Raw genomic sequence first — 12,020 nt, forward strand, 5'->3', positions numbered from 1 at the left:
TATTATATGATACACTCTATAAAATGTCAAGCCTTTTATTAAAAATATTTAATATTTTTTTGCGTTGTGTTTGAGTTGTATTTGTATTGTATTTTGATTGTGATTTTAAATAGAAAAGCCCTGTCAGGGGCTTGTTTTTATACAATAATATCCGTTTCTTCTCGGTAGCTGTAGTAACCGCTCTTGCTTACAATGAGGTGGTCTAGGAGCACTAGACCCATCAACTCACAAGCTTCTTTCATGTGCTCTGTTGTTCTGTCATCTTCTCGGCTTGGCTGAACTGAATCCGACGGGTGATTGTGGACTAAGATGATAGAAGTAGCCATGTATCTTAGAGCTGAATAGAGCACTTCTCTAGGCTCTGCAATGCTCCTGTTGACCGTTCCTTTAAAGATAACCTGCTCTTTCAAAATCTGGTTTTGGGCGTTTAAATAGATTGCCACAAGATGCTCTTGTTTCTCATTTCCTAAGCGCTTCATCATACGCCTTGCCAACATTTCCGAACCAAAAATATGCTCTGCATTATTAGGCTGATTAAAAGCTAATCTGCGCCCTAATTCAAGCAAACATAGGACTTTGATTGCCCCCTGTTCTGTCATTCCTTGCCCCTTTAGTTCCTCTTGTGTCATGCTCTCTAGGTCTTGAATATCAAGAGTGCTGTCTGCTCCAAAAACCGCTTCAATCAAGAGATTTTCTTCTAGTTCTTTTACCTCTTTCGTGACTAGTTTTTCAGATACCTCGCAACTATGTTCCAAGGTGTGAACAGTATAATCAATATTTGTCATTCTTTGCTCCTTTGTGATATATTCTTTGATTTTGTTCTCGCTATCTCAGCAAATCCTGAATGATTGCCAGGCGATTTTCTACACTTTCAAACCACTCATAGGCTTCTTCGGTCAGGACATCTTCCAGATAAATTTTGTTGCCGTCCAAATCTGTCTCCTCAAAATTTTCACCTACCCATTTGACGCATTCACTATCTGCAAGAGTGTTGATGATATAAGCTATTGCTTCTAGGCTCTCGCTCTCATAATCAGCACCCCATAACTTGATAATAACTCTCTCCAGCTCTGGGAAGCGGTCTATCGCTCTTGGTGGTCTTATATCCTGACGAGTCAAATCTGCTGCATCTAGGACGATTTCAGAGGCTTTATAATCCTGTTCGACTTGCTGAATAGCCTCATCAAGACTGTCAGCAAATACGGTTACTTCACGGCTCAAAATCTCCTCAACTAAAATAGTGTATTCTTTCATTTTCTTTCACCCTCTAATTGGTGACCAATAATCACCGTCACATAAAAAGATATCTGTTCTGAAAACTAATTCCAAAAAACCATCAGCTTCTTCGACTGTAAATTCATCAAAGATATTGTATTCTATAGCCTCTGCCTTACATTTCTCAAAATCATCATAATCTTCTTCATATACCCCATTAAACACTCCTGAAATCTCAAAAGTTGGTTCTTCATGGTCTAAGTAGATAGTGGCTGTTTCGTCCGCCCAATAGTCATGGCTTTTCATACCCTCTTCCGTAAAAGCAATTAACCCCTCAGTTCCGCTCCCCTTTGTTTCACCGATTGGCAATCCTAAGTTAAGGGCTTCTAAATGCTTGACTTCATTCTCTAAATATACATCTTGAGAAATACCCCCACCATAACTCCGAATGATATTGAAAAATGTCATTTCTTCTGGTTCAGTTGTTCCTTTTTTCTCTTTCCAACTATTGATAAGTTTAACGCACTCATCAATAGCGCAACTAGTATAACCGCTCCAGTGATAATATACCTTTGCTAACGTTTTACCATTCATCTCAATATCAATTACTAACCGTTGACCCATTTTCTGCTCCTTTTTCTATCAAACCTTAATCCATATTACAAACTAAGGGGGGTGTTCCCCCTCTAGTCTGTAACCCTCAAATAGTAAGAGATAGCCTCTTTATCATCTTCAAAATGCTCTAAGATGAAATTATCAATCTCTCGCCACAAGTCGGCATATAGTTTACAAAAATGAGGTCTTTTCCCATTCCAGAACCAGCTCTTATGGTTTAGCACCATTGCAAGTTCTGTCATGTATTCAATATTATCTTGCCAGCTCTGTTTATCTCGCTCATAGGTATCTTTGATACCGTCCTCACCAAACAAATCAGCGATTGAAAAATCACTCCAGAAAGTAGTTTTTTCTTCATATCCAAACTCTGCAAAGAGTGGGTTTTTGAAAAATGTCGCCATAGGATAAACGTCTCCTTTGTTTTTGTTATCTTACATAACTAATTATACCATTTTTACAACACAAAAGCAATACATAAACAATACATTTATTAAATATTTTTAATATAAAACGTTGATTTATCAAGGGTTTAGCTTGTCTTATATATAAATGTAAGCACCAAGAGGAGCGACTGATAATCTATACCAGTTTTCAAAAATCCCCCTCTTTCTTTATATAAGTAAGCGCTTACATTTAATTACCTTGTCTAGCAGCCTACGTCTGCACCGCTCGCCCCGATTAGGGGCATTAGTGGGTGAATTGTACCGCTTGCGGTATAAGAGGGCATAGCCCTGATTAGAACGTCACCAGATGCCATTTTTCGCCTATATTTGAGCCGTTAGCAAGTTCCTTGGGGTTTTCCTACACCAGCAGAGCTTGCGCCAGCAAGCGCCCTCTATCAGCCTTTAAAGTGCCTATTCTCTTTTGGGCTGGGTAAACCATTCCAGGGGCGCGTGATTAGTCTTTATTTTGCCTTTTAATAGCCTAATTCGTTCTTCCTGTCCGATAACACTCGGATTGCTTTTAAATTGATTATAGCGCCTGTCAGGAGCTTCTAGGGGGCTTATTAGGGGATAGCACGCGCAACTGATTGTCTTTTTCTTTCTTTGGTGGTGGTATCTGATTTTCTGTCTTGCTACCTCGCTCTTGCTCTAGTGCTTGCTTTTGGGTTTGCGGTCTGCTGATGAGTGCCTGCTTAGGCGCGTGATAGCAGGCGATCGAAATCAAGGAGTTTTAAGGCACAAAAAAAGGCTTTTCAGCCTTTTATCTTATTCTGGACTAATGAGGACATCTAGCTTGCCAAGGATTTCTCCTAGCTCAATATCGCTGATTTTACCAATGTATTTGTACTTCCTAGCTTTCAAGTCTAGTGTTCGTACTTGGTAAGGCTCTGCATAGCCATTGATTCCCAAATCTGTTAGGCTTGTGATGTCTACATTTGCCCTTGGTCGAAAATTCTGGTTTGTGACTGGTACGACAATCGCCATTCCAAAATGCTTGTGTGTCAGGTTATTGCTGATGATGACCACTGGTCTTGACCCTTTCTTTTATTTGAGTGGTCTATGGTAGTTATCATCTAACAGGGTTAGGCAATAAAAAACCCGCATTTCTGCGGGCAGTTGTTTACACAACAAAATACACTCTCATTATATCTCTTTTAGCCTTTTTCTGCAACCCTTATTCGCTCTCATCTCCCCCCTCTCGGCTCGCTAGAGCCATTAGAGGTGAATTATACCGCCTGCGGTATAAGAGGGCGTCAGCCCTGCTTAAAAGAGCCATAGATGAACTGTCAGACCGTAGCAAAGAGGAGCGGACTCGTTCAAAGCTTTTCCCTGCCCCTCTCTCCTATCAGCCCCATAGGGTTTCTTTCTCTCTTGTATCAGGTCGGCGATCTTCAGGTTTCTTTGTTGGCTTCTACTGGATAGGGTACAAAAAGGGAACGGGCGCTTACTGTAAGCCTTCATCTCAGGCGCGTGATTGCTCTTTATTGTGCTAGTTTGCTCTGGCTATCCAATAACACTCTGATTACTTTTAAACGGATTCTAGCCCCTATGAGGAGCTTCTGGGAAGCTTTTAAGGTATCACGCGCAGCCTATTTGAGAATTGGTTGCCAGCACCCCACTTTTATGTTTCCCAAACCCCACATTTCGGTTGCCCTTTCATCTACTAGTTTGATTTTAGGAGATTTTAGACAGTCGCTAGACCCTAATAGTTAGGCTATGTCTTTCCTTTGCACAGCAAAAATCTTACTTTTTTATTTTAGGTAATTCATACCCCACTTTTACGTTTCCCAAACCCCACATTTTGGTTTCCCTTTCGTCTGCTAGTAGGAGTTTAGGGCAATTTGGACAGCCACTAAAACCTAATAGTCAAGCGGTTTGATTTCTTTGCACAGCCAAAATCTAGCTTTTTTATTTTGGTTTTTCTATACCCCACATTTCGGTTGCCCAAACTACATATTTGCTCTAATCCCCCCCTTGGCTTACTTGCTGTCCTTTGTCGCCTTGATGATTTTAGCCATTCCACTTAGAAAAAATCCTAACTCTCCTAAGATTTTTGCTAATTCTACTACAAGAGATAACACTTCCTTGGCATTATTCATTTCCCTCACCACCTTTCTGCCACATATTCTACCGCTTCTACTTAACGATTTAAAGGGCATTTCAGCTTCAGCCAATGCAGGGGGAAGGCTATTTTTTAGCCAGAAGCTTTCAGGATAGATTTTTGCTTTTCTGGAGCTTCTACCACGCGCCTATCTATTTCTCTTTTTTTGCTGATTTCAGCAAAGGCCTGTCTCTTTCCCCGTGGCTATTTTGATGGCTGCCCCTTGAATGGGTCTAATTTGGTAAAATTTGCCCTTTCTGGGGCGGTGTATTGGATTTAAAGAGGTAATCTTGCCCCAACGTCGCTGTATAGAATAGAGAGCTGTTCTGAGCGTTCTAGTGGATTATATAGACTGCCTGGGCGCGTGACTATAACGCTGCCTTTTATTTGTGCATCTGATCAATATCTCTCAAAAATTGATACGGATTGTAAAAGCAAGAAAATACGCCTATGATTTTATATCTTTAAGATGGTGTTTATCTGATTGTTTTTTTAGTTGTTTATCAAATTGTTTTTCTATTTGTTTTAGTCTTGACTTATCACGCGCGAGGCGGTATGATGATTATAGAGTATTTTTTATTCTGCTTATCATTCCCCCTTTGTTTCTGTACTTGCAGCAAACAAAAAAGGACTGCGCCAACAGTCCTTGGAAGTGATAGGGTTTGTAATTTTCTTTTTTGCCTGGTTCGTGCCAGGCATTTTTTTGTGAGCGAAAGACGACAAATATTGGACGATTACTTTTTGTTTTGGTAGATGTCATAGACAAAACGAATAACCGTCAATGAAAACATTAGAGTTTCAAATAGTGTCATAGGCATCACCTCCCTCGTTCCCTATCAGTTCCGAGAGGAGAGATTTTCCTCATAACCTCATTATATCACGCATCGTAATTTTTGCAATTCAATTTATTAGATTATTGCTTAAAAAAATGTTATAGGAAAGTAAGACACACAACATATAGATAATCTGCTGCTAATTGCCCTGTTTTTTTGATTATAACACAATATTTTGTGATAGTTCTTGTGTAATAAAACCTAAACCAGCACGCGCCATCTCTTTATTTATAAAAAATAAGGACTGCATAAGCAGCCCTTTGGCAAAACATTATAGGTAATTTTACCTTCTTTTTTTACCTTCTTTTAGTTAATTTAAAATTCTATTTATTTTTTATCAATCGATAGATATCTAAAACTAGTTCTATTGATTGAATAATTAAACTGATAAGATCGATAATCAATCATTGTCTCCTTTTGTGACAAGAGACGACAAAATTCTTTTCTCAATTTTAATATTCCTCCTGCCATTAGACTCTATAATTTTTTGCCAGTGGGGCTTATCCCACCTATACCTTATTATACTTCCTTTTTTCTTTTTTTAATGAATCTTTTTAAAAATATTTGAAATATTTGCACGCGCTGCACATTCTTTTTTCTGTTGTGCTGGTTGAAAAATCTGCTGTAATCTAATACCCCCTCACTCAGTGGTAGGGGGTATCTTATTTATACTCCTAATTTAGCTGCTGCCTATTATCAGAACTCCCTCTGCCAAGGTTCTACTAGTGGAATATTGTCTACTATTCCATTTTCTTTAACTAGCGCAATGAAATGATCCGTTGTCAAATATTTGGCAATGTCACTTGTAAAAAGTTCGTCCCAGATAGGCGAGTAATCAGGGAACTCAAGATAACCGATATCATAATTTGGGTCGATATATGCCTCAATAAAATCATCTAGGGGCTTATAATCAAATCCCTCTAAGTCATTCTGCAACGCTTCCAGTCGCAGCTCATCTCCCGAGTGGTAAATTGGCGGCCTTACAAGCACTTCCTCAACGCTATATTTCTGGATAAGCTCCAAAGTTTTCAAGAACTTCTCTCTATCCAGAGATTTCAGAAATTCTTCTTGACGGGCCAGTTGCAGGAGCGCTTCTTTTTCCCTCTCCCGTTGCTGGATAACATCAATATTTCTTTCTGAACGGCGGTACTCCTCGATTGGGGTATCTGGGTTGTAACCAAATTTGTCTTTGAGGGAATCCTGATCAAGACGTTTAATAGTGAATCCCACTTCAACATAATCAAATTCTAGGCCGTCTTCAGAAACTAGGCGGCTCATAAGGGCCTCTACTTGCTTATCAAAAGATAAGGGGTCTAACTCTGCATAATGATGGGCGAATAGATAGCCATCTAAAAAGTACCCCAAATCTTCTTGCCCGCTATTTAAGAAAATATAGTCTGTCCGTACATCAGGAATCCTTGTTTTAAAAAATTCCTGAATATGCTCCTTTTGAGAAGCTGTAAAAATTGCTGCCATAGATAAACCTCCGTCTTTTTATCTTCACGCGCATTCTAGCTATTTGATTTCTTTGTGTTGTGCCTACCTAGTATTTATAAATCTGATCTTCAAAAGTGATAGATTCGTTTGGGCAAATTTTAACTGTGTAAGGCTCAAGTTTCATATCTAGGAAAGTGTAGGTATTTCCCTCTTGCTTAACAGCACGCGCTAATAGAGCCTCTGTTTCAAAGTCCTTTTGATACTCTGTCTGGTACTTCAGCCTATGACAAAACGCAGTCATACTATCTTTTGAGATAGCCTTACTGTATTCTTCCCAGTGGCCGCCTACTTCTTTTTGATGATCGCGAATCAAGGCCATAATTGCCTTACGCTTTTCAGCGATGTTTTTTGACTTCAAAAAATCCAGCTCATCAGAAACCAAAACCAAATTACCTCTTGCCATATCATCTAATGTTAAACGGTAGTGCATTTTTTCTCCTTTGTTCATCAAATCAAAGGGGCTGATGCCCCCTGTTTTTTGTCGGGCCATTAAGGGCGATACTTCGCCATTACCATCAGCATATCTTCTAAATGCTGTTTCAGGCGAAGCAATCCGTCCAGGTACTCCAATTCTGAAATATGGCCTTGCGTCAATTTCCAATGATGAAACTCAATCATTGCTTTTTGATAAAGAGCCATATTCTTCTTGGCCAGATCCATTCTCCCTTTTATGATATTGGAAAAGAATCTGCTGTCATATCTATCAGCTTCAGCAAATCTTTCATCTACTTCTGCTTCCTGCTCAGCTGATAAAGGTTTTATAATTACAATCTTCATTAGTGCTGCCTTTACTATTTCCTTAAAGAGCCAAGGGGCTGATGCCCCCCTTAGCTATGCTGCCATTCATTTCCAGTGTTCCAAAATGACTAGGAACTCCGCCATTTTGTATAAATCACTGACATCGTACCAGATAGAACGGATTTCTCCATTCCGTCTGACAGTCATCCTTTTATCCACTGGGTAGATATAGATTAACTTTTCTTCATCTTCCTTGAAGATCTCTCCTTGGCCCTCGTGGCAATCATATTGAGACAAGCTATCCAGAAGCTCTTGTGCTTCTTCCATTTTAGCTTCGATTGCCTGATGTTGAGTTTCCCAGTCATAAGAGACACTCACAAAAGTGTTGCCCCCTTGTAGAACCTCACCGTCGTGATAATAACTCACGTCGCTGTATTTTTCCCCCAAGGTTGTTTGGATTTTTTGAATCGGTAGATTCAAATCAAATAGGTCTACATCGATGTAGGTGTCACCGTAACCCCAGTGGTTCACTCTCACTTTAATGGCCTTAGTTTCAAAGCCTGCTTCTTTCAAAAAGGCTTTTACTTGTCTTCCGTTGATTCTCATTGCGTTTCTCCTTTTGTTATCTTACTGTCTTTATTATATACTTATAACTATATATTGTCAAGGGGTTTTCAAAAAAATATTAAAAATTTTTAACAAATAGGGCCATAGAGCCATAGAAATTGAACCCTATCCCCTCTTTACAACAAAATAAAAAGCCCTCTAGGGGCTTAGGGGATCTACTATTCACTTTTTTCTTGTTTTACCAACGGATAAAAGTTCAAAGCGCCATTATCTTTGTTGATGTTGACACAGAAACATTTGTCCAATTCTTCTGAAGCCTGTAGTAAAGCTTCTACATCATCATCTTTAAAGTCTTTATCTTTTTCATAAGGATAACGGCCTACCTGACTAGTTGTGATATAGACATTAATTGCACCGTCATGGGATAGCCATTTTTCCGCTAATTCCAGCAATCGGCCCTTAACTGCTTCTACAGTCACAACCTCTGGCAAGCTCTCTTTACTAAACAAGTAATCTTGAGTGTCCAGGGGATAGATATTGCCAGAATAAAATCCCACGTTTACCGCATCAGCAGCATATCCTGCTTGGTGAAGCAGCACGCGCATCTGCTTCTCTTGCTCCAATGACTCCATATAATACTGATTGACATCTGTTTCAGCACCATAATAGTCACTGTTATACATAATATCCTCAAGAGCTTCAGCTATGCTGTCGAAGCGTGAGGAACAAAAACAGATTTCTTCAAATTCCGCTTTTCTTTCAGGATAGAGATCCATAAGGATTTTTCTACCCTCTTCCAAGTTTTTATACATCTTTGATTCCATTATTTTTCCTCTTTCTGTAATTCTTCTGCGTAGGCCGTCAAAGCGATAGCATGGCCTAGTTTCATAGCTGAAATAAGCCACTCACCTTTTAACAGCCGAGAAATATTTGACTGGGAAATGCCAGTGGCCTTAGCGACCTGATTCTGGCTGACATTCCCTGAACGGATAAAGTCTAACAGCCACTCTATCCGTTCGGGATCTGCTATCCCCTTTTTTTCTTTCGTCATACTTCCCTCCAAGCCTAAACAGCACTCACTGGTACTGTTGTAGTTGCTTGATAGACCTGTGGCACATAGGCACCACTGTCTCGGTCATAGTGCATAAAACGAACACTATGGCCATTGAGGTCTACTCCTGCCAGCCAGTTCAGGACAGCGATTGTAACTGCCGTCAGGCCAGTAATGTAGATATCTACATCTGCCTGAAGACTATTGACAGTCACCCTAACATCACCATCATAAGATGGAACGATTGCTACTGTTTCTTTCAGCGGCAACAACTCAGTCAAACGAGCTGTGACTTTTTTGCCGATTGCATCAAAGTCCAGCACGTTATCAATTTCAGTGCCATCAATGATGAAGTCATCAACTGGTAACTCGTGGCGCTTCATCAGCCCCAAATTCATTTTTGTTTTTGTACTCATTTTTGTCTCCTTTTTAGCAAATGCCAATGATTTCTTCGATTTCTTCAATCTCTTCTGGATCTTCGTCCCAAGTATTCCCTTGATTATCAGGATTATCAGGATTAAGCCAGTATTTCTTATACCCTTTTTTGTTTCTGCGAACAAGAGGGGTAAAGCGACCAATATGGCCTTTTACACTGCCCCAGCTCAATTCAACTGGAACACCAGCCATTCGTAGTTCAGCCCATTCACTTGGGCTAACTTCATACCCGTCTTCGTCAAAATAACGTTTATGGGTCGCAGTCGCTTGTTGCTTGCGAGCTGTTTTGTAAAGATCGCTGACGCGTGAAGCATATTTTAGATATTCGCCAATATATTTTCTCATTGTTTTTCTCCTTGTTCTATGCGTGTGCGCATTTCTTTTATAAGTCTATTATATGCTTATACGCATAACTTGTCAAGCCTTTTTTTAAAAAAACTTAAAAATTTTTAATATTTTTTTAAACTMCCCCAAAAATCACCTATCACGCGCAGCAAATTGTTCTCTCCCTGCTGTTATTATCATACCCTTGCCTTTTATAACCCTATCCCTTATAATACTGTTAAACTATTGGAAATCGCAAAGATAGCGGCTGCTAGTAGCTGTCTTATTGTTGTGATTATTTTAAAGAAAGTGAGAATAGCCTATGTCCGCCAACCTAGAAGAAGCCATTAACCTTGTCCTTCGTGCAGAACCTGACTTGCACAGTATAGAGAGAACCATTCTGAAGCAGTTTGAAAATCCAACTGAATATTACTATGACGCCATCTACTCGATTGTTAATCATTACGGCGACCTTGTCCCTTTTAATCCTATCCCTACCGTCAACACCTTTATCCGCCCAGGCACTCAGGTTCATCTAGTTTTAAGCTACTCGCAAGAGGAGTTCATCGCCTCTGTGATTTTTCTTCCTGATTTTGTTCTGGAACAATTCAGGGAGGCAAAAAGCTCCCATGATCTAAGTCAATTAACAAGGAATAGTTTTGGAGAAATCCGCTTCTCTCCTCAAGGAGAGGTGGAACTTGTCTATGGTCATTTAGAACAAAACGGCTTCACAAATATCCAATGTCTGACACAGATTAAAAATCTCTGGAAGAATGGCCAAGTGGATGCTGAACTGGCCCGTATCTTAAAAGACCTTGTTGAATAACCACGCGCAGCCTATGGGYTGCTTTTATTGGCCTTGATACCTGGAGTATTTCATGACACGAAATTGGAAGTTTCAGCATTTAGGGTGTATCATAGAAGTAAGGGAAATGGATCAGTCTGCCTGCTGGTTTGTTATCTTCTTTTGGGCAACCAAAATGTGGGGTAAAGCTGATGATAGGCAACTAGAAATCAGGGCAGTTTCTTTTCTTGATACCCTTAAATAAAAAAATACAGAAATTCGAGGTATGTCGATTTGAACAAAACAATATTGTTTGCTGGATACGTTAGGAAATCTGGTGCTATCGGTGGGGTAGATGCCGAATTTTCCAAGCCTATGAACATATTTTTGGAAAGCGCAGAAGAGCGCAAGCGCTTTGAGCAATCAGTTGATTTAGTCTACGTTCCTGAGATGGAGTGCTATAGTCTGGCTGGTAGAAACCCTAGACTCAAATTCTATGGTTGCCAATACAARGAAACTTCTCCTAATGGAGTTTCTACTTTTACTGCCGAGCGCTTTGAATGGCTCGAAGAGGTTAATTAGCTCGGATTAGGGCTTTATATAAGCCTGACAGCGGTTTATCAGAAAGGTCGGACAATTCGGCCTTTTCTTTTTTTAGGAGCGTATAGGCGATTTTAGAGCGGTTAGAGAGAATAGAAAAAACCGCTCAAACGAGAGCGGTCTTCTTATGCTTGGTCTGGACTATTGAGGGCGGGATTTCCGCCACAGAATGAACCAAGAGATTAGGACGTATAGGAACAATACGCCTGCCAGTATCAAGGTACTGTAAACCAGTCCAAGGTTAATATCTGCCATCAGCTCCTGCGCATTATAGCGGCTGGCGTGGTGATTGAGATGAGTAATCACTTGGATAGATGGCATCAGCGTGTATAAGAACAGCAGCAAGATAGAGCCATCGTTGTCTGTCAGCAAAGACGCTATGCTGAGGATTGGTACTGCAATGGCGATGAGGGCGACTTTTAAAAGGTCAAATGGGGCGAATGGAGTCTTGCCAGCGAATTGATCCGTAATGTGATAGCTATAGGCCAGATACAGCACATAAGCTATCACCAAGCAAAAGAATACTCCTTTGATAGCTTCCGCGATTTCTTGCTTTAATTTGGGGTTAGATGTGAGAATTGTTGGCATAACACTTTCCTTTCAGTCAGGGGCTAGTCTCTAGCCCCTAGTTCGCATCAGTTTTTGACAAATTTCTGAATTTCTACCATACATTATCATAAACTTAGTATAGATACACTTTTCAATTTCAATCATCTGAACTCCCCCTCTTTAACTTTTTTAATTCTGCTACTAAATATCTTGCACCATCAATTGGTTGGTTTATTATTCCTGTTTATAAAAATTGGGATAGGTATTA

At 40.0% G+C, this 12,020-nt stretch carries 16 protein-coding genes and 1 pseudogene; 3 read left to right on the top strand and 14 right to left on the bottom strand.

What is annotated here, in order from left to right; translation table 11 throughout:
* Positions 1 to 137: 137 nt before the first annotated feature.
* The 13 genes and pseudogenes from radC to K4I03_RS09050 all read right to left on the bottom strand — a co-directional run bounded on the left by radC (position 138) and on the right by K4I03_RS09050 (position 9,840).
* Positions 138 to 785, bottom strand: a complete 648-nt coding sequence (gene radC / locus K4I03_RS08990) for a RadC family protein (protein ID WP_227964861.1) — start codon at positions 783 to 785, stop codon at positions 138 to 140.
* A 40-nt stretch (positions 786 to 825) separates the two neighbouring features.
* Positions 826 to 1,254, bottom strand: coding sequence for a DpnD/PcfM family protein (locus K4I03_RS08995; RefSeq protein ID WP_227964864.1), 429 nt, complete (start codon positions 1,252 to 1,254; stop codon positions 826 to 828).
* 6 nt (positions 1,255 to 1,260) lie between these two features.
* Complete coding sequence (locus tag K4I03_RS09000; RefSeq protein ID WP_227964873.1) at positions 1,261 to 1,839, bottom strand: hypothetical protein; 579 nt, start codon at positions 1,837 to 1,839, stop codon at positions 1,261 to 1,263.
* A gap of 62 nt (positions 1,840 to 1,901) precedes the next feature.
* Complete coding sequence (locus tag K4I03_RS09005) at positions 1,902 to 2,231, bottom strand: hypothetical protein (protein WP_227964876.1); 330 nt, start codon at positions 2,229 to 2,231, stop codon at positions 1,902 to 1,904.
* Between the two features lie 807 nt (positions 2,232 to 3,038).
* Positions 3,039 to 3,302, bottom strand: a pseudogene (locus K4I03_RS09010) (type II toxin-antitoxin system PemK/MazF family toxin); the annotation flags it as partial.
* Between the two features lie 2,601 nt (positions 3,303 to 5,903).
* Positions 5,904 to 6,683, bottom strand: a complete 780-nt coding sequence (locus K4I03_RS09015) for a hypothetical protein (RefSeq protein ID WP_227964882.1) — start codon at positions 6,681 to 6,683, stop codon at positions 5,904 to 5,906.
* Positions 6,684 to 6,750: 67 nt separating this feature from the next.
* Positions 6,751 to 7,134 carry a hypothetical protein gene (locus K4I03_RS09020; RefSeq protein ID WP_227964884.1) on the bottom strand — a complete coding sequence of 128 codons (384 nt, stop codon included), beginning with the start codon at positions 7,132 to 7,134 and terminating at the stop codon, positions 6,751 to 6,753.
* Between the two features lie 59 nt (positions 7,135 to 7,193).
* Complete coding sequence (locus tag K4I03_RS09025) at positions 7,194 to 7,481, bottom strand: hypothetical protein (RefSeq protein ID WP_227964886.1); 288 nt, start codon at positions 7,479 to 7,481, stop codon at positions 7,194 to 7,196.
* 66 nt (positions 7,482 to 7,547) lie between these two features.
* Complete coding sequence (locus tag K4I03_RS09030; protein ID WP_227964889.1) at positions 7,548 to 8,048, bottom strand: hypothetical protein; 501 nt, start codon at positions 8,046 to 8,048, stop codon at positions 7,548 to 7,550.
* A gap of 179 nt (positions 8,049 to 8,227) precedes the next feature.
* Positions 8,228 to 8,833 carry a hypothetical protein gene (locus K4I03_RS09035; RefSeq protein ID WP_227964892.1) on the bottom strand — a complete coding sequence of 202 codons (606 nt, stop codon included), beginning with the start codon at positions 8,831 to 8,833 and terminating at the stop codon, positions 8,228 to 8,230.
* Positions 8,833 to 9,060, bottom strand: coding sequence for a helix-turn-helix domain-containing protein (locus tag K4I03_RS09040; RefSeq protein WP_227964895.1), 228 nt, complete (start codon positions 9,058 to 9,060; stop codon positions 8,833 to 8,835). Before K4I03_RS09040 ends, K4I03_RS09035 begins: the two co-directional genes overlap by 1 nt.
* A 14-nt stretch (positions 9,061 to 9,074) precedes the next feature.
* Positions 9,075 to 9,476, bottom strand: coding sequence for a hypothetical protein (locus K4I03_RS09045; protein ID WP_227964899.1), 402 nt, complete (start codon positions 9,474 to 9,476; stop codon positions 9,075 to 9,077).
* Positions 9,477 to 9,489: 13 nt separating this feature from the next.
* Positions 9,490 to 9,840 (bottom strand): hypothetical protein, encoded by a 351-nt coding sequence (locus K4I03_RS09050; RefSeq protein ID WP_227964902.1) that lies wholly within the window; start codon positions 9,838 to 9,840, stop codon positions 9,490 to 9,492.
* A 301-nt stretch (positions 9,841 to 10,141) separates the two neighbouring features.
* Here K4I03_RS09050 and K4I03_RS09055 point away from each other — a divergent pair, with 301 nt between their 5' ends.
* From K4I03_RS09055 to K4I03_RS09065, 3 genes are read left to right on the top strand one after another with little or no spacing between them, the layout of a single operon-like run.
* Complete coding sequence (locus K4I03_RS09055) at positions 10,142 to 10,645, top strand: hypothetical protein (RefSeq protein ID WP_227964904.1); 504 nt, start codon at positions 10,142 to 10,144, stop codon at positions 10,643 to 10,645.
* A 52-nt stretch (positions 10,646 to 10,697) separates the two neighbouring features.
* The gene (locus tag K4I03_RS09060) at positions 10,698 to 10,868 is read left to right on the top strand and encodes a hypothetical protein (protein WP_227964906.1); all 171 of its coding nucleotides are present in this window, start codon (positions 10,698 to 10,700) and stop codon (positions 10,866 to 10,868) included.
* Positions 10,869 to 10,897: 29 nt separating this feature from the next.
* Complete coding sequence (locus K4I03_RS09065; RefSeq protein WP_227964907.1) at positions 10,898 to 11,185, top strand: hypothetical protein; 288 nt, start codon at positions 10,898 to 10,900, stop codon at positions 11,183 to 11,185.
* A gap of 159 nt (positions 11,186 to 11,344) precedes the next feature.
* Here K4I03_RS09065 and K4I03_RS09070 read toward each other — a convergent pair whose 3' ends face one another.
* A complete protein-coding gene (locus K4I03_RS09070) occupies positions 11,345 to 11,791 on the bottom strand; it encodes a hypothetical protein (protein WP_227964932.1) in 447 nt (148 codons plus the stop codon).
* Positions 11,792 to 12,020 lie beyond the last annotated feature (229 nt).

Source organism: Streptococcus sanguinis (assembly GCF_020729725.1).
In the GTDB taxonomy this organism is placed as follows: domain Bacteria; phylum Bacillota; class Bacilli; order Lactobacillales; family Streptococcaceae; genus Streptococcus; species Streptococcus sanguinis_V.

Excerpts from the sequence above, each read along its gene's own strand:
- K4I03_RS09055 (WP_227964904.1), top strand. The coding sequence starts at position 10,142 with ATGTCCGCCAACCTAGAAGAAGCCATTAACCTTGTCCTTCGTGCAGAA.
- radC (WP_227964861.1), bottom strand. The coding sequence starts at position 785 with ATGACAAATATTGATTATACTGTTCACACCTTGGAACATAGTTGCGAG.
- K4I03_RS09070 (WP_227964932.1), bottom strand. The coding sequence starts at position 11,791 with ATGCCAACAATTCTCACATCTAACCCCAAATTAAAGCAAGAAATCGCG.
- K4I03_RS09040 (WP_227964895.1), bottom strand. The coding sequence starts at position 9,060 with ATGACGAAAGAAAAAAAGGGGATAGCAGATCCCGAACGGATAGAGTGG.
- K4I03_RS08995 (WP_227964864.1), bottom strand. The coding sequence starts at position 1,254 with ATGAAAGAATACACTATTTTAGTTGAGGAGATTTTGAGCCGTGAAGTA.
- K4I03_RS09015 (WP_227964882.1), bottom strand. The coding sequence starts at position 6,683 with ATGGCAGCAATTTTTACAGCTTCTCAAAAGGAGCATATTCAGGAATTT.
- K4I03_RS09030 (WP_227964889.1), bottom strand. The coding sequence starts at position 8,048 with ATGAGAATCAACGGAAGACAAGTAAAAGCCTTTTTGAAAGAAGCAGGC.
- K4I03_RS09020 (WP_227964884.1), bottom strand. The coding sequence starts at position 7,134 with ATGCACTACCGTTTAACATTAGATGATATGGCAAGAGGTAATTTGGTT.
- K4I03_RS09025 (WP_227964886.1), bottom strand. The coding sequence starts at position 7,481 with ATGAAGATTGTAATTATAAAACCTTTATCAGCTGAGCAGGAAGCAGAA.
- K4I03_RS09035 (WP_227964892.1), bottom strand. The coding sequence starts at position 8,833 with ATGGAATCAAAGATGTATAAAAACTTGGAAGAGGGTAGAAAAATCCTT.
- K4I03_RS09060 (WP_227964906.1), top strand. The coding sequence starts at position 10,698 with ATGACACGAAATTGGAAGTTTCAGCATTTAGGGTGTATCATAGAAGTA.
- K4I03_RS09000 (WP_227964873.1), bottom strand. The coding sequence starts at position 1,839 with ATGGGTCAACGGTTAGTAATTGATATTGAGATGAATGGTAAAACGTTA.
- K4I03_RS09045 (WP_227964899.1), bottom strand. The coding sequence starts at position 9,476 with ATGAGTACAAAAACAAAAATGAATTTGGGGCTGATGAAGCGCCACGAG.
- K4I03_RS09005 (WP_227964876.1), bottom strand. The coding sequence starts at position 2,231 with ATGGCGACATTTTTCAAAAACCCACTCTTTGCAGAGTTTGGATATGAA.
- K4I03_RS09050 (WP_227964902.1), bottom strand. The coding sequence starts at position 9,840 with ATGAGAAAATATATTGGCGAATATCTAAAATATGCTTCACGCGTCAGC.